Here is a 20,808-nt window from a genome sequence, read left to right as displayed (position 1 = left end):
ACCATGGGCAAGCCACTCGACATCGTCATCATCGTCGTCTACCTCGCGGCGATGCTCGCCTTCGGATTCTGGGGCAAGACCCGAACCAAGGACTCGGCGGACTTCCTCGTCGCGGGCCGCCGGCTGGGCCCGGTGCTCTACACCGGCACCATGGCGGCGGTCGTCCTCGGCGGCGCGTCGACCGTCGGCGGGGTGGGCCTCGGTTACACGTACGGCATCTCGGGGATGTGGCTGGTGATCGCGATCGCCATCGGGTTGCTGGCGCTGAGCCTGTTCTTCGCCGGACGCATCCAGCGGCTGAAGGTGTACACGGTCGCGCAGATGCTGAGGTTGCGCTACGGCGTCGACGCGACGTCGGCGTCCGGGATCGTCATGGCCGCATACACGTTGATGCTGTCGGTGACGTCGACGATCGCCTACGCAACGGTGTTCAACGTGCTGTTCGGCACCAACCGAACGGTGTCGGTGATCATCGGCGGCGCCATCGTGATGCTGTACTCGTCGATCGGCGGCATGTGGTCGATCACGCTGACCGACATGGTGCAGTTCATCCTCAAGACGATCGGCATCTTCCTCCTGCTGCTGCCGTTCACGTGGAACCGGGCCGGAGGACTCGACGGTATCCGCGAGCGGGCCGGTGACACGGTGTTCGACCTCGGTGCGATCGGCATGCCGACGATCATCACGTTCTTAGTGGTCTACAGCTTCGGAATGCTTATCGGACAGGACATCTGGCAGCGGGTCTTCACGGCGCGCTCTCCGGGGGTGGCGAAGTGGGGCGGCACCACGGCGGCGATCTACTGCCTGCTGTACGGCGTCGCGGGTGCCGTGATCGGGATGGCGGCGTCGACGTTCCTGCCCGACGTGGAGGCCTCCGATGACGTGTACGCGCAGATCGCCGAGACCATCCTGCCGGTGGGCGTCAGCGGCATCGTGCTGGCCGCGGCGGTCGCGGCGATGATGTCGACGGCGTCGGGGGCGTTGATCGCGACGGCGACGGTGGCGAAGACCGATGTGAAACCGTTGCTGCTCAGGCTGGTTGGAAAGACTCCCGCTCCGGAGGAGAGCAGCGAGCGCAACGTGCACTCGGACCGGATGTACGTGGTGGTGCTGGGGGTTGTGGTGATCGTCATCGCAGCACTGCTCAACGACGTCGTGGCGGCGCTGACGATCGCCTACGACATCTTGGTCGGCGGTCTGCTGGTGGCGATCCTCGGCGGCTTCCTCTGGAAGCGGGCGACCGGACTGGGCGCACTGTGGTCGATGGGCGTCGGCACCGTCGTCACGCTGGGCACGATGTTCGTCGTCGGCGACGTGCTGGCCAACGAGCCGATCTACTACGGCCTGGGTTCGAGCCTGGTGGTGTACGTCGTCGTCAGCCTGCTGACCCCGCGGACCGCACCCGAGGTGCTCGACGAATGGGACGGCAGGCTGGCGGGCAGGGCCGAGGCGGACGTCACGGATGCATGTTCCACTGACCGCAGTCCTGGGCCAGAACGTCGTTGACGTCGACTTCGAGCCCGCCGACCACCGGACCCGGATTCGACGCGGTGCTCACCACCCGCTGGTAGAGCACCGCGGCGGGATGGATCTGGCCGCCCGACCACGACCGCGTCTGCCACGCCCACACGCGACCTGGCGAGCCCGACCGGCCGATCACTCCGTCGGCGGTGGCCCACTGGCACGGCCTGATGCCTCCGTAGATTCCCGTGCGCTGCACGCCGATCACCGAGTTGATTCCCCGAAACCATTGCAGCGCAACCCTGTTCCAGGTGTCGCGGTCGATGTCGTCGTCGACGCTGAAGAAGATCGGCGCACTCCGGCCGCCGCCTGCGGCGGTGTGCAGCTGCCAGGCGGTCCGAGCGTCGGCGACGCCGCCGGCGTACCCGCGGAGAAAGTCCGACGGCGCGGTCCCGCCCGGCTTGCCGTACTGGTAGTTGCTGACGATCACCAGCCCGGCGGCGGTGAGTGACTGCGCATAGGGGAGGGTGATGGGCTTGGCGCCGAAGCTGGAGCCGGGCCGCGACATCGAGACGTAGTTGATGACCCCGGAGTGCCCTGCGGCCCGAATGTCCCCGGCCGGAATCTGACGCATGGCGAAGTCGATCAGGGTGGGAGGAGCGGCGGCCGACGCCGACGGCGCGCCGACACCTGCGGCCGCGGCGCTCAGCCCGGCCAGCGCCGACGCTGCGGCGGCGTACCGCAGCGCGTCGCGGCGGGAAACGGTTCGCGAGGGCTGCACCGGGCGACGTTAACCAAGGCGACTGCTGTGTGCGGGGAGCCTCGGCCGGCCGTATCCGGTTCGCGATCAAGGTGACGCGAAGCCGAAACACCGCCGGTACTGTCGCTGAACGTGGCGGCACCTGCATCCGAGACCGCGCCCGTACGGCGGTTGCGAGCACCTCGGATCGACTTCGGCGCCATCCGCGCCGACCTGGGTGAGCCGCCGGACTTCGACCCTCAGAGCCTCGCCGAGGCGGCCGCTGACCCGGCCCCATACGGCCGGGTGGACATGACGGCGCTGCCGTTCGTCACCGTCGATCCGCCAGGATCCCTGGACCTCGACCAAGCAGTTCACCTGATCCCGGACGGCTCGGGTTTCCTGCTGCGCTACGCGATCGCGGACGTCGCGGCGTTCGTCGCGCCCGGTTCGGCGTTGGACTCGGCCACCCGACTGCGCGGCGTCACGATCTACCTGCCGGACGGCAAGATCCCGCTGCATCCGCCGGTGCTCAGCGAGGGGTCCGCGAGCCTGCTGCCCGATCGCGTTCGTCCCGCGATCGTCTGGACGATTCGCACCGACGCGGACACCACGCCGGTGGACGTCGAGGTGCGACGGGCCCTGGTCCGCAGCACCGGGCGGCTGTCCTATCCCGAGGTGGACCGCGGGGCCCTGCCGGAGGCGCTCACCGGGCTGGCGGAGTTCGGGCGGATTCGCATGGATCGCGTGCTCGCGCGCGGCGGGATCGATCTCGATCTGCCCGAACAGGAGGTGGAGCCGACGCACGACGACGGCTGGCGGCTGGTACTGCGGGCGCAGACGCCCGCCGAGCGACACAACGCGCAGGTCTCACTGCTGACCGGAGAATGCGCGGCGACGCTGATGCTGGGAGCGGGCGTCGGCCTGCTGCGCACCGTGCCACCGGCACAGCCGGCCGATGTGGACCGGGTGCGCCGAGCCGCAGCCGGGTTGGGCGTCGACTGGCCGTCCGGGCTCTCGGCGGGCGCGGTGGTCGCGAGCGTCGATCCGGCCGATCCGCGTGGGGCGGCCTTCCTGGATCTGGCCGCGACGTTGTTACGCGGCTCGGCGTACACGGCCTTCACCGACGGGCCACCCGCTCAGCCGCTGCACGCCGGGGTGGCCGCGCCGTACGCACACGTCACCGCGCCGCTCCGCCGGCTGGCCGACCGCTTCGCCCTCGAACTCTGCCTCACCGCGTTCGACGGATCTCCGCCGCCGGCATGGGCGGTGGAGGCGTTGCCGACCCTGCCCGCGACGATGGCGACCACGACGCGGCGGGCGAACGAGTTCGAGCGGGCCGCAATCGATCTCGCTGAGGCGGTCGTGCTCGCCGACCGGGTCGGTGAGGTGTTCGACGCGGCGGTGGTCGACGTCGCCGACGGCGGCCGATCCGGGGTGGTGGCGCTCGACGACCCCGCCGTGCGCGCCAAGTGTGCGGGGGAGGGTCTGGTGGCGGGCACCCGCACGCGGGTCCGCCTCACCGAGGCGAACCCCGCCACGCGCACCGTGTGGTTCACGCCGGAGTGACCACGCTGCGTGCGAGGCTGCGGTAACTGGAAGGATCGCGGCATGGATCGAGGCAGCGAGCCGCTGATCGTGCCGGGAGAGACCTGCTGGCAATCGGCGCCGGCGGATCGCTACGCCGCGATCGTGGACGGCGCCGACTACCTGCGGCACGTCAAGTCGGCGATGCTGAACGCCCACGATCGCATCGTCATCATCGGCTGGGACCTGGACTACCGGACCGAGTTCGAGCGCGGCGAGACGACGCTTCCCGGACCCAACCAACTCGGGCTCTTCCTGCACTGGCTGCTGTGGAAGCGGCGCGACCTGAACGTCTACCTGCTGAAGTCGAACCTGCGCCTGCTGCCCGCCTTCGACGGGTTCTGGTTCGGCGTGGCGCCGGTGAGCCTGCTCAACCGGTTCACCTCGGCGCGAATGCATTTCGCCGTCGACGGAGTGCACCCCACCGGTGCGGTGCACCACCAGAAGATCGTGGTCGTCGACGACGCGGTGGCCTTCTGCGGCGGCATCGATCTGACGATCGGACGCTGGGACGTCCGCGAGCACCGTCCCGTCGACCCGCGCAGGGACGGCCCCGGCGACCCGTACGGTCCGCGGCACGAAGTCGCCGTCGCGGTCGACGGCGCCGCCGCGCAGGTGCTCGCCGCACAGGCCCACGAGCGGTGGGAGGCGGCGACCGGTCACGCGCTCGCCAAGGACGTTCCGTTCGCCACGCCCTGGCCCGAGAGCCTGCAGCCCTCGCTGCGTAACGTCGAGGTGGGGGTGGCGCGCACCCTACCCTCGCTGCCCCAGCGCAGCGAGGTCCGGGAGATCGAGGCGCTGAATCTCGCCGCCATCGCCGCCGCCCGAGACGTCATCTACATGGAGAACCAGTATTTCGCGTCGCGGATCATCGCCCAGGCGATCGCCGAGCGGCTGCGGGAGGAGCACGGACCCGAGGTGGTGATCGTCCTCCCGCGCAGCTCGGAGAGCCGGCTGGAGATCGAGTCGATGGACAGCGCCCGCCAGCGCCTCGTCCGACTGCTTCGAGAAGCGGACCTGCACGGTCGGCTGGGGGTCTACTGGCCGGTGGCGGGCGGTGGCGTGTCGGTGTACGTGCACTCGAAGGTCATCGTGGTCGACAACCGGTTCCTTCGCATCGGCTCCTCGAACTTCAACAACCGATCGCTGGGATTCGACAGCGAGTGCGACGTGGCGATCGAAGCCGATCCCGCGCTGCCGAACTGCGCGGAGGTGGAGCGCGAAATCCTCGACACCCGAGACGGTCTGGCGGCCGAGCATCTCGGGGTCACGGTGGAGCGGTTCCGCGATGAAGTGCAGCGCCGGGGTGCCTTCCGGCACGGCATCGAGGAGTTGCGCAGCACCGGCCGTTCGTTGCGGAAGCTGACCGACACGATGGTGTCCGCTGACGAAGGCCCGTTCGCCGAGAACGACCTGATGGATCCCGACCACGTGCCGCCGTCCATCGCCCAGAGCGTCTGGCAACTGGCCGAAGCGGTGGCGACGTGGCCGTTCCGGCATTCCCCGGTCGGCGCGTGGTACCAGAAGCTGCGCGGTCTCAGCGACGGTCCGAGCTGACCACCATCGCCCAGTACCGCTCCTCCCGCTCGCTGAACTCCTCGGTCGTGATCGCCCCGAATGCCGCCGCGTCGCGGGCGAACCGGTCGGCGGCGTCGGGCAGTGCATCGGGCCCCTCCAGCCGGAAGCAGCTGGGTGCCAGCGGCCCGAAGAGCAGTGCCCGCCGCAACTGCGGCCACCGGGAGAGCCTCGGCTCCACCCCGGCCAGCCGCGCGAAAGCGACGGCGATCAGGTTCATGCGCGTCTTCTGCGGGAGCCCGCGGCGGTCCCGGTAGGCGCTGACCGCGCGCCGCTGCGCGTCGGGGTCGCGGGGCGGGACGACCCCGCCCCACGTGTAGGCGATCCACCGAGCCTGCAACTCCAGCGGCACGAAGTAGCCGCCGGACTGGTCCCACATCCCGACGAACGCCAAGCCGGGCAGGTCGGGATGAAACGTGTGCAGCTCCGCGTCGAGGTGGACGTCATCGAGATCAACTGTGGCCCTTATGTTCTCGTCGAGAAACGGCAGGCTCTGCCGGAACCCGGTGCCGAAGACGACGCCGTCGAACGTCTCGCCGTGACCGTCGCCGAAGGTGACCACGTCACCGGCAACCGACGCGATCCACGGTCGCACGCTGATCCGGCCCTCGGCCACCAGCGGGAGATAGTCCTGACTCAGCGTGACGCCCGCCGCGAACAGCGACGGGTCCGGTGCCGGTGCGCCGTACTGCTCGGGGCTACCGCCCGCCTCGACGACGATCTCCCGGAGCTGTCGGTCGATTTCGGTCGCGGGGAGTGCCTCGGCGGCCAGCACGCCGTACCTGGTGAAGATGCGGTGGTCCGACGGCACACCCGCCGCGAACTTCGGCAGTACGTACCGCTGCCGTCGCTGCGTCACGACCACCCGCGCGCCCGCACGGACCAGCTCCGCGGCGATCTCGAGCGCGCTGACCGCGCACCCGGCCACCAGCACCCGCTTGCCGCGATACCGCGCGCTGTCCCGAAAGTCGTACGTCGAGACGACCGATTCGCTGCCGTCGAAGGTGGCCAGCCCCGCGACCGGCGGAATGACCGGCACCTGGAAGCGCCCGGTCGCCACCACCACCCGAGCGAACCGCTCGGCCCCTTCGGCGTGCTCGAGCAGCCAGCCCCGCGCATCCCGGCTGAGACGCGTCACCTCCACCCCGAAGCGGATCCGCGCCGCGAACGTCTCGGCGTAGCGGCGGAGGTAGGCCAGGACGTCGCGATTGGACGGGAAGGTCGTGGCGCCGTTGTGCGGCAGATCGCTGAACGCCGTCAGGATGCGGCTGGTGTTGGTGTGCATCTCCGGCCAGACGCCGCTGCGGCCCGGCGCGCCCGTCCACTGTCCGCCGAGGTCGGAGCCCGCCTCGAAGATCGTCACCTCGAAGCCCTGTGCGGTGAGCCACCGCGCCGTTACCAGCCCGCCCGGACCGGCTCCGATGACCGCCACGCTCTCGCTCACGACGGAACCTTCGCACGGCCTGCCGTACCTACGAGGCGAAGGCGGCCAACTGCTCGGCGACCGCGGCGTTGAGGTCCTCGGGTCGAAGACTCAGCAGGGTTGGTCGCGGACCACTCCGCCGCCTTCGACGACGGCAGGCTGAGCACGTCGGTGGAGGAGACCTGCGCGGACTTTGCGGCGCGTCCCTGCACGGCATCGACAGCCGCGCGTGCTAGGGGCTGGCGGTGCGCGGCCCCCGGTGAACGGATAGCATTCGCCCTCAAAGATTTTTCGACTCGAGCGTCAAATCAGCCGGCGGAGGTGACACGGCATGGATGCCAACGATCCGAAGGTCGTCGGGCATACGGAGCCGAAGAAGTCGCGACTGACGTTCGAGCGCTGGCCGCTGCGCTGGAAGGTCACCGCGACCCTCGTCGTCCCCATGGCGCTCGCCGCGACCATCGGCGCCGTCCGCATTCGCGACGAATTGGCAGCCGCATCCCAGTTGAGCGTCGCCACCGGCAACACCACCATCGTCGCGCCCGCGGTCGAGTTCATCGACGCGTTCGACGGACTCACGGCGACGGCCGCCACCGGCGGTTCGGTCGCCGAGCCGCTCGCCGAGTTCGACGACAGCGCCGCGCGCCTGGCAGCGCTGATCCGGTCCGCCGAGTTCGACCCGGCGGTGACCACGGAACTCGCGACAGCGTCCGCGACGGCGAGGACGGTGCGCGACGAGATCGCGGCAGGCGCGCCGCCGGGCCCGCTCGTCGCGGACCGGGCCGACAGCGTCGCATCCGGTGTCGCATCCGCCGTGGCCACGTCGACGGCATCCGTTGACGACAGCGCCGTGCGCGCGCTCGCCGATCAGCTCACCACCGCACTGGCCGCGCAGCGGGCCCTGACCACGCAGCAGATTCTGGTCGCCGCACCGGATTTCCCGAACTCGGTGGAGTTGCGGACCAGCGCCGCCGAAGCCGCGGGCGCTGAAGCGGCCGCGATCGATCGCCTCGTCCGGCTGACGCCCGACGCGGATTCCGTCGCGCTGCGCGGGCAGTCCGACGCCCGCCGTGCCGCGTACGTCCGGCCCCTCGGCGAGGCGGTGGTGACCCCCGAACTCACCAGTTCGATGGAGTCCAGCGCCAACCGGTACCGGGTACTCGCGAAGGAGCTCGCGACCGACCTGCAGGACACCGTGCAGACGCAGGCCATCGCGCTGCGCTCCGCGGCGCTGCGCGACACCGCGATCATTCTCGGCGCCGTGCTCGCCGCGCTGGCGTTCGCGCTCGGCGTCGGCCGGTCGCTGATCCGGTCGATCGGACGGCTCCGACGTGGTGCGCTGCAGGTCGCCCGTGTTCAGTTGCCCAGGGAGATCGAACAGCTCAGCAAGGGCGCGGGCGTGCCGGAGATCACGGCGCTGCCCGTCGACAGCGACGAGGAAGTCGGCCAGTTGGCGCGGGCCATCGACGACATCCACCTGCAGGCGGTCAAGCTGGCAGGCGAACACGGCGTCCGGCTGCAGATCGGCGACATGTTCGAGACGCTGTCCCGGCGCAGCCGGTCGCTGGTCGAAGAGCAGCTGGTGCTGATCGAAACCCTCGAGCACGACGAGGACGATCCCGGTCGGCTCGACCACCTATTCCGGCTCGACCACCTCGCGACCCGGATGCGGCGCAACGGCGACAACCTGCTGGTGCTCGCCGACACGGTGGAACGCCATCGGCGCATGCCGCCGGTGCCGGTGTCGGAGATGTTGCGCGCCGCGATCTCCGAGGTCGAGGACTACCGCCGGGTGGCACTCGGCTCCGTCGCCGACAGCGCCGTCGTCGGCGCAGCCGCCGCCGACATCGGCCACATGATCGCGGAGTTGCTCGACAACGCGCTGCAGTACTCGCCGCCGGATTCCCGGGTCTGGGTGACCGTCTCGCGCGCCGTGGACGCGGGTCTGCTCATCGAGATCGCCGACGAGGGGCTGGGGATGCCCGCCGACGACGTCCGGGACGCCAACCAGCGGCTGGCGCTCGGCGGCGAGGTCACCTCCGACACCGCGAAGCGCATGGGCCTCTTCGTGGTCGGGCGGCTCGCTCGACGGCACGGCGCGACCGTCACGCTGCGCACGTCCGATCAACCGGGTGTGACGGCCAGTGTGCACCTGCCCGGTGCGCTGCTCGGGCGCGTGGAGGCCGACGGCCGGGTCCCCGCCGCCGAACCCGGCCAGCCGGTCGAGCGCGCCAACGGCGCGGAACGCAGGCCCCGCATCGCCGCCGTCCCACCCGTCGACGCCTCCGCTGCGGCCCCCGTGACCGGCGGGCTACCGCAGCGCTCGCCCGGCGCCAGCGGCGTCACCGGCGTCGCGCCGCCGCCTCCGCCACCTCCGCCCGAACCCGCTTGGCCCAAGCCCGAAGTCGAGGACGGCTCGATCTACGCGCGGATGACCTCGGAGTGGATGGCCCCGCCGGCCGCCGCCGAGGAGCCCGACGAACCCGTGCAGCGTCAGACTCGATCCGGGCTGCCGATCCGGGAGCGCGGCGCGCGCGTGATCCCCGACCGGGTGGCCGACCGAGCCGAACCGGCGGGCGCGCCGCGCAACGATCCCGCCGCCATCCGCGATGTGCTGAGCCGACAGCTCACCGGTGTTCGCCGTGGTCGGGCTGAAGCCGACGACGCCGACACCGGCGAAGGAGGAGACCGATGACCGACGACACCGCCTCGAGCGCTCGGACCCTCGACTGGTTCGTGGCCAAGTTCGTCCGCGACGTGCCGGGGGTGTCGCACGCGATCCTGGTCTCGTCCGACGGCCTGCTGATGGCGTCGAGCTCGCGACTCTCCGGCGACCACGCCGACCAGATGGCAGCTGTCACATCGGGTTTGGCCAGTCTGGCCAGCGGTGCGGCTCGTCTCTTCGACGCGGGCAACGTCCGCCAGTCGATCATCGAGATGGAGGAGGCGTTCCTGCTGGTGATGGGGGTCGGAAACGGCTCGTATCTCGCGGTGCTGACGACGGTGACGTGCGACATCGGCCAGGTCGGCTACGAGATGGCGGTGCTCGTCGACCGGGTCGGCAAGACCGTCTCCGCGACGCCGCGCACCTCACCATCGGTGCGATGACCCTGCTCATGACGACGCCGGAACAGGGCCGCTCCGCCAGGCGCGCACGGCCGTACACCCTCACCGCGGGCCGCACGCGTCCCCGCATCGAGTTGCCGATCGAAGCGACGGTGGAAGCCGTGCAGGACGGCGACGGCTCGTGGTTGCCCGACGACGGCCGCACGGTCATCGTCGGCCTGTGCTGCGCCCGCCTCTCGATCGCCGAGATCTCGTCCTACGGTGACATGCCGATCGGCGTCACCAGGGTTCTGGTGGCGGACCTCGTCGAGAGCGGCCACCTCCGGGTCCACGCGACGCTCGACGACCGGGCGACGGTCGCCGATCAACGACGGCTGATCGAGAGGACGCTCAATGGCTTACGCGCACTCTGAGGGCAGCACGGTCGCGTCGACCAAGATCGTCATCGCAGGCGGTTTCGGCGTCGGGAAGACCACGTTCGTCGGTTCGGTGTCGGAGATCGTGCCGCTGCGCACGGAGGCACTCGTCACCGTGGCCTCGGAGGGGCACGACGATCTCGCCGCGACGCCCGGTAAGGAGACCACCACCGTCGCGATGGATTTCGGCCGCATCACGATCGCCGACGATCTCGTCCTCTACCTGTTCGGCACGCCGGGGCAGCGCCGATTCTGGTTCATGTGGGACGACCTGGTGCGCGGCGCGATCGGCGCGGTGGTCATCGTGGACACCCGCAGGCTCGACCAGAGCTTCGCGGCCGTCGACTACTTCGAAGCGCGCGGCATCCCGTTTCTGGTCGCCGTCAACGAGTTCGACGACTCCCCGATCTACGTGATGGACGAAGTGCGCGAGGCGCTCGCGGTGCCCGCCGCCGTCCCGATCATCGGCATCGACGCCCGACAACGACATTCGGTGAAGCGCGCGCTCATCGCGATCACCTCGTACGCGCTCGAGCGGTTGCCCGCCGAGGTGCGCTGACCGTGTCCACTCCCGCAATCCCGAGGACCCGACCATGACCCACGACGTCCATCACTTCGACATGGGGCTGTGGCTGCTCGTGCTCGCCTACGTCGTCTCGGTCACCGGTTCGGTCGTCGGACTGGCGTGCACCCGGTGCAGTGCCACTGCACCGCAGGGCCGCGATCGTCTCCGCTGGCTCGTCATGGCGTCGATCGCCATCGGCGGCGTGGGGGTCTGGCTGATGCACTTCATCGCCATGCTCGGATTCGCGATCCCGAACGGCGTCGTCCGCTACCACCTCGGCTGGACGGTCGCGTCGGCGGTGCTGGCGATCGCAGCCGTGTTCATCGGGCTGATCACCATCGGCCGGTCCGTCCACGTCCTGCGACTTCTCGCGGGCGGCGTGATCACGGGTTCGGCGATCGCCTTGATGCACTACACCGGCATGTGGGCGATGCAGATCCAGGGCTCGATCACCTACGACCGCACGCTCGTCGCGGTGTCGGTCGCCATCGCCATCGTCGCGGCGACGGCGGCGCTGTGGTTCACGCTGGTCCTCGAGTCGCCGCTGCTCCGATTCGTCGCGGGCCTGGTGATGGGTCTGGCCGTGACCGGTATGCACTACACGGGGATGGCCGCGATCCGCGTCTCGGTCGACCAGAACGCGCCGGTCCCGCAGGGGCTCGAGGTGTTCTCGTTCCTGTTCCCGGTGTTCGTGATCGGCCTGCTGGCGCTCGTCGCACCGATTACGGCCGTGATGCTGGCCCCCGACCGCGACGCCGACGAAAGCCCAACGGAAACATACGAAGAGGTCGCACCGGTCCGCCAGGCCTGACCCGGGCCTCAGTTGTGCGGCTCGCCGCCCAGCCACAGCCGGACCAGGCAGCGGCGCTCAGCCACCTCCTCCGCGTCGACGAACGCGCGCCGGTTGTGCAGTGCGGCGTGGTTGTCGGCGAAGAAGACGTCACCCGGATCCATGGTGAACTCGACGTAGTTCGCCGGGTCGTTGAGGATGCGATCGAAGGCGTCGAGCGCCTCCCGCTGCAGTTCGGTCAGCGGCCGCTCGGTGCGGAAGTGGCCCAACTCGATGTAGAGCCGGTTGTGCCGCACCTGGACGCCGTCCTCGGTGTCGGTGAAGATCGCCCCGACCGAGACGGGCTCCTCGCCGGGGCGGGACTCGTGCGAGCGGTCGAAGAGGAACGACGGCTCGTACAGCACCTCGACGAGGTCGGGCCGCGTCTCCAGCAGTTGGTTGTAGGCGGTGTGGCCGCTGACCATCACCGACTCGCCGCCGGACACCGCCTTGCGCAGGCACAGCAGCCCCAGCACGTCGGGCCTGCTGCCCGCGAAGGCGCACGACGAGTCCGTGTGAAAGATCAACTCGGAGTTGGTCTTCGACCCGCGGGCTTCCGCGACCGACATGCCGGTGTCCTGAACCAGGTAGACGCGATCGCCCTCGCGGTTCTGCGGGAGCGGCCCGCCGAGGTAGGTGCCGAGGCCCCAGTAGAGCATCGACGCCTCCTCGTCCGTCCACCCGTCCAGCGGCAGACCGCGCAGAACGCAGAAGCCGGGACCGGACCGGATGCGCGTGCGGATGCCGTGGCCCAGCGCGGCGAGCTCCGGCGCTCGGAAGTCCGATGAATCAACGGTGTCCAGCCGTCGACCCCTGCTGCGCAAATCCTCGCGCAGACGCAGGCAGGCGGCGGCCTGCTCCGGCTCGACCGACAGCACGTAGTCGTCGACGTCGAGGGTGGCTTCGGTCCACACCGTGGGCCCGGTGATCGGCCGACGGATCGCTACTTCCTGTGTGTCGGTGCTCATGTCATCTCTCTCTACGGTGTCGGTGACCCTCGGTGTGCGAGGGTCCGAATACTGTTGAGAGAGAGTCTGAGTGGCGCCGCTTGGAGCTTTCTCAATGAGCCGCGCGACTCAGTTGCGCGGCTCACCTTCGAGCCACAGGCGGACCAGGGCGCGGCGATCGGCCACGTCCTCCGCGTCGACGAAGGCCCGCCGGTTGTGCATCGTCGCGTGGTCGCTGGCGAGGAAGACGTCACCGGGCTCGAGGGTGAACTCGACCGACAGGGACGGGTCGTTGAGCACGTTGTCGAACGTCGTGAGCGCATCGCGCTGACGATCGGTGAGAGGCCGCTCGGCACGCATGTGGCCCAATTCGATGTAGGCCCGGTTGTAGCGGACCCGGACGCCGTCGGGCGTGTCGGTGAAGACCGAGCCCACCGAGATCGGGTCGCCGCCGGGCGCCGTCTCCCGTGACCGGTCGAAGCAGAACGGTTCGTAGAGGATCTCGACGAGGTCTGGGTGCTTCTCCAGCAGCCGGTTGTAGGCGGTGTGCGAACTGATCATCCGCGACTCGCCACCGGACACCGCCTTCCGCAGGCACAGCAGGCCGAGCACGTCGACCCGGCTGTTGAGATAGCCCGATGCGCCGTCGGTGTGGAAGATCAACTCCGAGTTCGTCTTCGAGCCGCGTGCCTCGGTGATGGCCTTTCCGGTGTCCGCGACCAGGTAGACGCGGTCGCCGAACAGGTTCTGCGGCTGCGGGGTACCGAGATAGGTGCCGAGCCCCCAGTAGAGCATCGACGCCTCCTCGTCCGTCCAGCCCGCCAGCGGCAAGCCGCTCAGCACGCCGAAGCCGGGGCCCGCGAGGATGCGCCGGCGGACGGCCCGGCCGAGCTCGGCGAGCTCGGGCACCTGGAAGTCGGCGGGCTCGACGGTGGCGATGGTCCTACCCGCCCGGCGCAGATCGTCGCGCAGGCGCAGGCAGGCGTCGGCCTGTGCGGGTTCGACCGCCAGGACGTAGTCCTCGGCCTGGAGGCTGTCTCGATCCCATACCGTGGGGCCGGTAATCGGCCTGCGCTGGGTGTCGGTCGCGAGATGCGTTGCCTCGATGGTCATTTAGTTGGTCCTTCCCGAGAGGATCACGGTCGTCAGGTGGCGGCCGGTGGCCGCGAAAGGTCCCTGCTCGATTCCGGTGCCCAGTGTTCGTTTTCGTTCTTGGAACTTTCTCAACGACTTCTTGGAGGCGGCGTTCCTGACGGCTTTAGAAAACGTCAAGAATCCGCCAAGGGGGGTGACGGAACTTAAACGGCATGAACACGCTCGATCTCGTCCTCATCGCCATCGGCTGCGGAGTGCTGGCCAAGGGGCTCGCACGCTACGCACCGAGCTCCGTCCCGGCCGCCGGCCGTGCGGCGCAGGGCGTGCTCGGCGTCTACACCGGCCTGCTGGTGCACACCGTCTCCTTCGACGCCCTCGGCTCGAACTGGCCGATGGTCATCGCCATCGCGGTCGGAACGCTGCTCATCAGCGTCGCGGGCGGCGCCCTCCTCGGCATGCACCGCGGCGTCACCCCGCTGACCGGCGGACTCGCCCTGGTCGCGGGTGGCGCCTCCGGCGTCGTCGCCATCGCGAAGGATCTCGGCGCCGACGAGCGGATCGTCGCGGCTGTTCAGTACCTCCGGGTCGCGATCATCATGGCGTCGATGCCGGTCATCGTGGCCGTCTTCTTCAACACGACGGAGGACAACGTCGCCCACATGAGCGAGTCCGGCACGCTGCCCTGGTACCTCAGCCTCCCGCTTGTCGCGCTCATCGTCGTCGTCGGCACCTTCGCCGCCCGCCTGGTGCGGCTACCCGGTGGCGGCCTGCTCGGCCCGATGGCGATCGCGATCGCGCTGGACCTGAGCGGGCTGACCTGGGGCCTGTCGGTCCCGATGCTGCTGGTCCAGGCCGGCATCATGCTGATCGGCTGGCAGGCCGGGCTCCAGTTCACCAGGGAGTCCTTCCAGACCATGAAGCGGATCCTGCCGACCGTGATCGGACTGATCGTGGTCCTGAACGTCGCGGCCGCAGGCTTCGGCGTGCTGCTGGCGAAGGTGTCCGGCCTGAGCATGCTCGACGGCTACCTGGCCACCAGCCCCGGCGGCGTCTTCGCGGTGCTGGCCACCGCGGTCGGCACCGGCTCCACCGTCACCTTCATCATGGCCGCACAGGTCATCCGGATCGTCCTGATGCTGTTCGCCGCACCGCTCATCGCGAAGGTCTTCCTGAAGTTCGCGGCGCAGCGGGGTGCGGCGGCGCAGGACGAGCAGGCCGCCCAGCCCGTCGCGGTCGCCAACTGACGTCCGTCGACCACTCGACAACACCTGCGCACTGTCGCAGGATTCCGTCTAGAGATCTCGGCGAACCCGCCGACGCAAACGAGAGATCTTCCATGTTGAGGAAACTGGCCGAGTTCACGGTCAAACGGCCGAAGGCCGTGCTGGTGGCCGTGCTGGCGCTGCTGGTCGTCAGCATCGTGTTCGGCAGTTCGGCCACCGACAAGCTCGCGGTCGGCGGGTACACCGACCCGGCGTCGGAGTCGTCGACGACCGACGACTTCCTCGACCAGACCTTCGGCACGACGTCCAACCTGATCGTTCAGGTGGTGCCGAAGACCGGCACCATCGACGACGCCGAGGTCAAGACGGTCACCGACGAGGTGCGCAAGGCCGTCTCGGACGCGCCGGACTCGAAGGTCACCAGGACGTTCGAGGACAGGGGCGCGACCGACCTGCGCAGCAAGGACGGCAAATCGGGCCTGATCCTGGCCCACGTCGGCGGCACCGACGACGAGGCCGCCGACCGCGCGGCCGACATCATCGCGGCCCTGCCCGACAACCCGAACGTCGAAGTCCGCGCCGGTGGTCAGCTCGGGGTCCAGAAGGAGACCAGGGCCGGCACCAAGCAGACCATCAAGCAGGCCGAGATGATCGCCCTGCCGTTGACCTTCGTCGTGCTCATCGTGGTGTTCGGCGGTCTGATCGCGGCTTTCCTGCCGATCGTCATCGGCGTGAGTTCGATCGTCGCGACCCTGCTGGTGCTGTGGCTCATGACCATGGTGACCGACGTCTCGACCCACGCGCTCACGGTCGCCACCGCCTTCGGCCTCGGGCTGTCCATCGACTTCGGCTTGTTCCTGGTGTCGAGATACCGGGAGGAGATGGCCAACGGCAAGGGCCAGGAACAGGCCATCATCGCGGCCGTCGACACGGCGGGCCGCACCATCCTGTTCAGCGCCGCCACCGTCACGCTGGCCATGGTCGGCCTGTTGGTGTTCCCGATGTACTTCCTTCGCTCGGTCGGCATCGCCGCCAGCGCCGTCGTCCTGCTCGCAGCCGCGATGGCCATCGTGGTGCTGCCCGCGATCCTCACGCTGCTCGGCAAGCGCATCGACTCGTTGTCCATCATCCGCCGCAAGGTCCAGCCGTCCGCCGACTCGCTGTTCTGGCGCCGATTCGCCGAAGCCGTGACACGCAAGCCCCTGCTGTACGCGCTGCCCGTCGTCGTGATCATGCTCGCGCTCGGCATCCCGTTCCTGAGCGCGAAGTACGCCACCCCCGACTACCGCGCGCTGCCGGACGACTCGAACGCCCGACAGGTCGCCCAGTCCCTGCAGACCGACTACCCGTTGGACTTCTCGCAGTCGATCACGCTGGCCACCGAGAACGACAGCACGGCGCTGAAGGACCTGGCGCTCAAGGTGTCCGGCATGGCCGACGTGAAGCTGGTCAACGGTCCCATCGGCCGGTTCGAGAAGGGCAAGCAGGTCGGCGAGGCGCCACCGTTCGAGGCGAACGCCCCCAACTACGTGTTCGCCTACATGTCGGTGCCCGCGGATTCCCAACGGGCGCAGGACATCGTGCGCGAGATCCGCGATGACGTCACCAGCACGGCCGACGGCAGGATCGACGTCGGTGGACCCACCGCGACCCTGATGGACAGCAGCAAGGCCATCGCCGACAAGCTGCCACTAGCCGGTGCCCTGATCGCCGTCTTCACGTTCATCCTGCTGTTCCTGTTCACCGGCAGCATCGTCGTGCCGATCAAGGCGCTCGCGTTGAACATCCTGGTACTCAGCGCCGTGCTGGGCATCATGGTCTGGGTCTTCCAGTACGGCCACGGCGCATCGCTTCTGGGCGTCACCCCCGCGCCGCTGAACCTGTCCATGGTGGTGCTGCTCTGCACTATCGCGTTCAGCCTCTCGATCGACTACGAGATATTCCTGCTCAGTCGCATCAAGGAGGCGCGCGACTCGGGCATGACGAACAACACCGCCATCGTCGTCGGCCTCGGTCGCGTCGGCCGCATCATCAGCAGCGCCGCACTGCTGTTGACCATCACGCTGGTGTCCTTCGCCAGCGGACTGTCGTTCATGAAGATGTTCGGCATCGGAACGGCGCTCGCCGTCGTCATCGACGCGACCATCATCCGCGGCGTCGTCGTACCCGCGTTCCTGCGCCTGGCCGGTGACTGGAACTGGTGGGCGCCCGCCCCGCTGCGGCGGCTGCACGCGAAGATCGGCATCAGCGAGCATCCGGCCGAAGCCGGCGCCGCCGCACCGGATCTCGATCCCGACCTGGCGCTCGAGCTCAAGCGGGTCGGCGAGGAGAAGACGCTCGATCACCAGCGGGTGGTCGGCCCGCCGCGCGAGGTCGAGGTCATCCCCGGTCGCCATCTGGTCGCCAACGTCAACGGCACGGTGATCGTCGTCGCCCATCGCGAATTGGGCGCGCTGACAAAGGATTCCGCGGCAGCGGTACAGTTGGGCGCGCTGGTCGAGATGGTCAGGCGCGCCGAGGCGAAGTCGCTGGCGAACGCGTTCAGCGAGGTCGTGCGCCGGACGCACTTCAGCCGCCAACTGATCGACGTCGGAATCCTGCTGCCGACACCGACGGGCCTGGAGATCCTGCTGTCCGGCAACGTCACCGTCACCCTCGACGACGGCGCCTTCCAGACCGTGCTGCGCGGCCGCGGAAACCTGCTGCACCAGTCCGTGCCGGTGCCCGCGGTCGCCGCCGTCGTCACCGTCGACGACGCGGATCAGGCGCACTACACGCCGTCCGAGCGCAACGGCGTCTACTCGCTCACCGACGGCACGGTGCCGGGTCAGGGCGCCGTCGTGTGGTGCCAGCCGGCCGCGGGCACCCCCGCTCCGCCCCGCATTCCGGTCGCACCCGCGGCGCAGACTCCGCAGGCGCAGGCGCCGGTGTACGCCCCGACGAAGCGATGGCTGCTCCTGGACGACCACACCAGCGTCGACCTCGACCGGGACTCCGTGCTCGGCCGCGGCCCGCAGAATTCGGACGCCGCACAACGCGGGCTTCGTCCGGTGACCGTCGACGACGTCACCGAGCAGCTGTCGCGGGCCCACCTCGAGGTCCGCATCGTCAACGGCGACGTCGTGATCACGGACCGGCAGACCACCAACGGGTCCTTCATCCGCGACGCCTCGGCACCCGGCTGGAGCAGGCTCGAGCCCTGGGTGCCCACGCTCTGGCGGCCGGGTGCCGCCGTCCGGATCGGCGGCCGGACGCTGGTGCTGCACGTGTCGAGCGCACACGGCTCGCAGGGCCGGATGTACGCGCCGCACGGTCCGCGGCAGCAGCCGCACGGCGTTCAGCGGAGGTAGCCCGGCGGGGCGCGTTCGGCCTGGTTATCGGCCGGATCGGGATGTCAAGAATCCATCAAGGATGTCCCAAGAGGGTGACGGCAATCTCTTAGTCAAGAGCCACGCCGAACATCCCAGGAGCCGACATGAGCGTCGAATCAGTGCAGACGACCAACGTCTACCCGCACGCTGATAGCCGCTACGAATGCGTCGAGGCCACCGTCAACTTCGCGGTCGACCCCGAGCACCTCGCGAACGAGCGCATCACCGACCTCGCGCTGGCCCCGCGCGACGAGGACGGCCTGGTCCGCTACGACGCCGACCTCCGCATCATCCGCCCGACCGACGGCGGCAACGGCAAGCTGCTCTTCGTCGTTCCCAACCGCGGCGTCCCCACCAACGCGCCGTGGCTCAAGGGCGGCTTCCTCCTGGACCGCGGCTGGACGATCGTGTCCTGCGGCTGGCAGTGGGACGTGCAGCGCACCGCCGCGACGCTGGGGCTGACCGCTCCGGTCGCCGAGGTTCCCGCCGGCTTCATGCGCCTCGAGTGGCGCTCCGACAGCGTCCACGCCGACCACGCGCTGCGCTACACGGCCCCCGAGGTGGAGTCCATCCCCGGCGCCGACATCCTCTTCGACTTCACCAAGTACCCCACCGCCGACGTCAACGACCCCGAGGCCGTCCTGACGGTTCGCACCTCGCCCGACGCCGAGCCCACCACGATCGCCCGCGAGAGCTGGCGCTTCACCGACGAGGTCACCGTCGCCCTGGACGGCGGCTTCCAGCCGTTCCACTGGTACGAGCTGGTGTACCGCACCACGCAGGCGCCCGTCGCCGGGGCCGGCCTGCTCGCGGTCCGCGACATCGTCTCGCACCTGCGCGGCGAGGGCTTCCAGCACACGTTCGCCTACGGCGTCTCCCAGGCGGCCCGCTTCCTGCGCCAGTTCATCTCAGAGGGCCTGAACGTCGACGAGTCCGGAATGCAGGTCTTCGACGGCGTCTACAGCGACGTCGCGAGTGCCGCCCGCGGCGAGTTCAACCACCGCTTCGCCCAGCCCTCGGTCACCCAGACCAACGGCTTCGGCACCGCGGGCAAGTTCGGCGCGTCCGATCTGCTGGCCCGCCAGCGCGAGCTCGGCGGCGTGCCGAAGGTCATCTTCACCAACAGCTCGGCCGAGTACTGGAACGGCGACGGCGCACTGACCCACGTCGACCCCTACACCGGCCAGGACCTGCCCGAGGAGCCCGAAGTCCGCACCTACCTGCTGGCCGGCACCGACCACTTCGGCAGCAGCAACATCAAGGGCGCGCTGCCCGTCGAGAACGAGGTGCACCGCCTCGACGTCTCGCCGGTCAACCGCGCGCTGCTGATCGCGCTCGAGGAATGGGTCGTCGACGGCGTCCTGCCCCCGGCCAGCCGCGTCCCGCGCACCAGTGACGGCACCGCCGTCACCCGCAAAGACGTTCTCTCGACCTTCGGCCACGTGGCCACGCCGTCGCTGGCCTCGCTGCCCTACGCCCGCAAGGTCGACCTCGGGGCGGACGCCGACAACGGCATCGGCAGCTGGCCGGTCAAGCTCGGCGAGACCTTCGTCGACCTGGTCTCGGCGGTCGACGCCGACGGAAACGAGATCGCGGGCATCCGCCTCCCCGCCGTCGCCGCCCCGCTCGCCGCCTACACCGGCTGGAACCCCCGCCGCCACGACGAGATGCTCCCCGGCGTGCTCTACGAGCGCATCGGCTCCAAGGTGCCGTTCCTCCCCGGCCGGCCGTCGGTCACCGACCGCTACGCGAGCAGCGACGACTACGCCGCCGCCGTCCGGGCTGCCGCCGAAGAGCTTGTCGCGCAGCGCTTCCTGCTCGCCGACGAGGTCGACTCGATGGTCGCGAAGGCCGTCAAGGAGTACTGAGCCTCAGCGGGCCGTGACGGCCATCCGGGCCGCCAATGCGACGTAGGTCGCGGCGAACGTGCGACGCATCCAGGTCACGACGCGTGGTCGACGGATCACGTGGGTGCGCACTGCGGCGGCGAACGCGCCGTACCCGGCGAACACGACGAACGTCATCGCCATGAACACCGCACTGAGCGACAGCATCTGGGCGACCGGCGGGCGGGCCGGATCGATGAACTGCGGCAGGAACGCGACGAAGAACAGCGTCAGCTTGGGGTTCAGCACGTTCACCGCGACGGCCGTCCAGGTGATGCGCCACGTGCTGGGCCGCTCGGACTCGGTTGCGCTGGCGATCAGTTCGGACCTGTCGCGCCACGTGATCCACGCCAGGTACAGCAGATAGGCGACGCCGAGCCACTTGACGGTCTGGAAGGCGATCGCGCTGCTGTGCATGATCGCCGCCAGGCCGGTGACCGCGGCCAGCATCGCGGGCACGATCCCGACCGTGCAGCCCACCGAGGCGAACACGCTCGCCCGCGTGCCGTGCGCCAGGCCGGTGGCCACGGTGTACAGCGCACCGGTGCCCGGCGTGGCGACGACGATCAGCGAGGTGATGAGGAAGGCGAGCGTCACGAGCACACTGCGCCGGTCGCCGCCGAGC

General features: G+C 69.6%; 16 protein-coding genes. 11 read left to right on the top strand and 5 right to left on the bottom strand.

Annotation, left to right across the window (positions count from 1 at the left end):
- Positions 1-3 precede the first annotated feature (3 nt).
- Positions 4-1,506 carry a sodium:solute symporter family protein gene (locus NM203_RS09470; RefSeq protein ID WP_255059590.1) on the top strand — a complete coding sequence of 501 codons (1,503 nt, stop codon included), beginning with the start codon at positions 4-6 and terminating at the stop codon, positions 1,504-1,506.
- On the opposite strand, the gene NM203_RS09465 is transcribed toward NM203_RS09470, so the two are convergent.
- Positions 1,457-2,242 (bottom strand): DUF1906 domain-containing protein, encoded by a 786-nt coding sequence (locus NM203_RS09465; protein WP_255059589.1) that lies wholly within the window; start codon positions 2,240-2,242, stop codon positions 1,457-1,459. The two genes, NM203_RS09470 and NM203_RS09465, sit on opposite strands and share 50 nt — an antisense overlap.
- Positions 2,243-2,353: 111 nt before the next feature.
- On the opposite strand from NM203_RS09465, the gene NM203_RS09460 reads away from it, so the two are divergent.
- Positions 2,354-3,769 carry an RNB domain-containing ribonuclease gene (locus NM203_RS09460; protein WP_255059588.1) on the top strand — a complete coding sequence of 472 codons (1,416 nt, stop codon included), beginning with the start codon at positions 2,354-2,356 and terminating at the stop codon, positions 3,767-3,769.
- Positions 3,770-3,811: 42 nt separating this feature from the next.
- Positions 3,812-5,344 carry a phospholipase D-like domain-containing protein gene (locus tag NM203_RS09455; RefSeq protein ID WP_255059587.1) on the top strand — a complete coding sequence of 511 codons (1,533 nt, stop codon included), beginning with the start codon at positions 3,812-3,814 and terminating at the stop codon, positions 5,342-5,344.
- Here NM203_RS09455 and NM203_RS09450 read toward each other — a convergent pair.
- Positions 5,325-6,806 carry a flavin-containing monooxygenase gene (locus NM203_RS09450; protein ID WP_255059585.1) on the bottom strand — a complete coding sequence of 494 codons (1,482 nt, stop codon included), beginning with the start codon at positions 6,804-6,806 and terminating at the stop codon, positions 5,325-5,327. The genes NM203_RS09455 and NM203_RS09450 overlap by 20 nt on opposite strands.
- A gap of 310 nt (positions 6,807-7,116) precedes the next feature.
- On the opposite strand from NM203_RS09450, the gene NM203_RS09445 reads away from it, so the two are divergent.
- Genes NM203_RS09445 through NM203_RS09425 form a run of 5 tightly spaced genes read left to right on the top strand, consistent with a single transcriptional unit; the run spans position 7,117 to position 11,643 of the window.
- Positions 7,117-9,480: a sensor histidine kinase gene (locus NM203_RS09445; RefSeq protein ID WP_255059584.1), complete on the top strand. Its 2,364-nt coding sequence runs from the start codon at positions 7,117-7,119 to the stop codon at positions 9,478-9,480.
- The gene (locus NM203_RS09440; RefSeq protein WP_255059583.1) at positions 9,477-9,893 is read left to right on the top strand and encodes a roadblock/LC7 domain-containing protein; all 417 of its coding nucleotides are present in this window, start codon (positions 9,477-9,479) and stop codon (positions 9,891-9,893) included. Before NM203_RS09445 ends, NM203_RS09440 begins: the two co-directional genes overlap by 4 nt.
- Positions 9,890-10,264: a DUF742 domain-containing protein gene (locus tag NM203_RS09435; protein ID WP_408633323.1), complete on the top strand. Its 375-nt coding sequence runs from the start codon at positions 9,890-9,892 to the stop codon at positions 10,262-10,264. Before NM203_RS09440 ends, NM203_RS09435 begins: the two co-directional genes overlap by 4 nt.
- Positions 10,245-10,826, top strand: a complete 582-nt coding sequence (locus tag NM203_RS09430) for a GTP-binding protein (protein WP_255059582.1) — start codon at positions 10,245-10,247, stop codon at positions 10,824-10,826. Before NM203_RS09435 ends, NM203_RS09430 begins: the two co-directional genes overlap by 20 nt.
- A gap of 34 nt (positions 10,827-10,860) precedes the next feature.
- Positions 10,861-11,643, top strand: coding sequence for an MHYT domain-containing protein (locus tag NM203_RS09425; RefSeq protein ID WP_255059581.1), 783 nt, complete (start codon positions 10,861-10,863; stop codon positions 11,641-11,643).
- Between the two features lie 8 nt (positions 11,644-11,651).
- Here NM203_RS09425 and NM203_RS09420 read toward each other — a convergent pair whose 3' ends face one another.
- Positions 11,652-12,629 (bottom strand): TauD/TfdA family dioxygenase, encoded by a 978-nt coding sequence (locus NM203_RS09420; RefSeq protein ID WP_255059580.1) that lies wholly within the window; start codon positions 12,627-12,629, stop codon positions 11,652-11,654.
- Positions 12,630-12,737: 108 nt separating this feature from the next.
- Complete coding sequence (locus NM203_RS09415) at positions 12,738-13,721, bottom strand: TauD/TfdA family dioxygenase (RefSeq protein WP_255059579.1); 984 nt, start codon at positions 13,719-13,721, stop codon at positions 12,738-12,740.
- Between the two features lie 194 nt (positions 13,722-13,915).
- Between NM203_RS09415 and NM203_RS09410 the strand changes: the two genes are divergently transcribed.
- The 3 genes from NM203_RS09410 (at position 13,916) to NM203_RS09400 (ending at position 20,165) form a co-directional block, all read left to right on the top strand.
- Entirely contained in the window at positions 13,916-14,947 is a 1,032-nt protein-coding gene (locus tag NM203_RS09410) for an AbrB family protein (RefSeq protein ID WP_255059578.1), read from the top strand.
- A 92-nt stretch (positions 14,948-15,039) separates the two neighbouring features.
- Positions 15,040-18,276, top strand: coding sequence for an MMPL family transporter (locus tag NM203_RS09405; protein WP_255059577.1), 3,237 nt, complete (start codon positions 15,040-15,042; stop codon positions 18,274-18,276).
- 125 nt (positions 18,277-18,401) lie between these two features.
- On the top strand, positions 18,402-20,165 hold the full coding sequence (locus NM203_RS09400; protein ID WP_255059576.1) for an alpha/beta hydrolase domain-containing protein: 1,764 nt from the start codon (positions 18,402-18,404) through the stop codon (positions 20,163-20,165).
- 3 nt (positions 20,166-20,168) lie between these two features.
- Here the strand turns inward: NM203_RS09400 and NM203_RS09395 are convergent, their stop codons facing one another.
- Positions 20,169-20,780, bottom strand: coding sequence for a LysE family translocator (locus NM203_RS09395; protein ID WP_255059575.1), 612 nt, complete (start codon positions 20,778-20,780; stop codon positions 20,169-20,171).
- Between the last annotated feature and the right edge of the window lie 28 nt (positions 20,781-20,808).

Origin of the sequence: Mycolicibacterium arenosum (genome assembly GCF_024320865.1) — a bacterium.
Lineage (GTDB): Bacteria > Actinomycetota > Actinomycetes > Mycobacteriales > Mycobacteriaceae > Mycobacterium > Mycobacterium arenosum.
The sequence above is the reverse complement of the archived record's forward strand: the minus strand, read 5'-3'. Positions and strand labels throughout refer to the sequence as shown.

Bases quoted from the DNA above. Each gene is read 5' to 3' on its own strand.
- NM203_RS09445 (WP_255059584.1), top strand. From the start codon at position 7,117: ATGGATGCCAACGATCCGAAGGTCGTCGGGCATACGGAGCCGAAGAAG.
- NM203_RS09415 (WP_255059579.1), bottom strand. From the start codon at position 13,721: ATGACCATCGAGGCAACGCATCTCGCGACCGACACCCAGCGCAGGCCG.
- NM203_RS09470 (WP_255059590.1), top strand. From the start codon at position 4: ATGGGCAAGCCACTCGACATCGTCATCATCGTCGTCTACCTCGCGGCG.
- NM203_RS09435 (WP_408633323.1), top strand. From the start codon at position 9,890: ATGACCCTGCTCATGACGACGCCGGAACAGGGCCGCTCCGCCAGGCGC.
- NM203_RS09400 (WP_255059576.1), top strand. From the start codon at position 18,402: ATGAGCGTCGAATCAGTGCAGACGACCAACGTCTACCCGCACGCTGAT.
- NM203_RS09430 (WP_255059582.1), top strand. From the start codon at position 10,245: ATGGCTTACGCGCACTCTGAGGGCAGCACGGTCGCGTCGACCAAGATC.
- NM203_RS09420 (WP_255059580.1), bottom strand. From the start codon at position 12,629: ATGAGCACCGACACACAGGAAGTAGCGATCCGTCGGCCGATCACCGGG.
- NM203_RS09405 (WP_255059577.1), top strand. From the start codon at position 15,040: ATGTTGAGGAAACTGGCCGAGTTCACGGTCAAACGGCCGAAGGCCGTG.
- NM203_RS09455 (WP_255059587.1), top strand. From the start codon at position 3,812: ATGGATCGAGGCAGCGAGCCGCTGATCGTGCCGGGAGAGACCTGCTGG.
- NM203_RS09410 (WP_255059578.1), top strand. From the start codon at position 13,916: ATGAACACGCTCGATCTCGTCCTCATCGCCATCGGCTGCGGAGTGCTG.
- NM203_RS09440 (WP_255059583.1), top strand. From the start codon at position 9,477: ATGACCGACGACACCGCCTCGAGCGCTCGGACCCTCGACTGGTTCGTG.
- NM203_RS09425 (WP_255059581.1), top strand. From the start codon at position 10,861: ATGACCCACGACGTCCATCACTTCGACATGGGGCTGTGGCTGCTCGTG.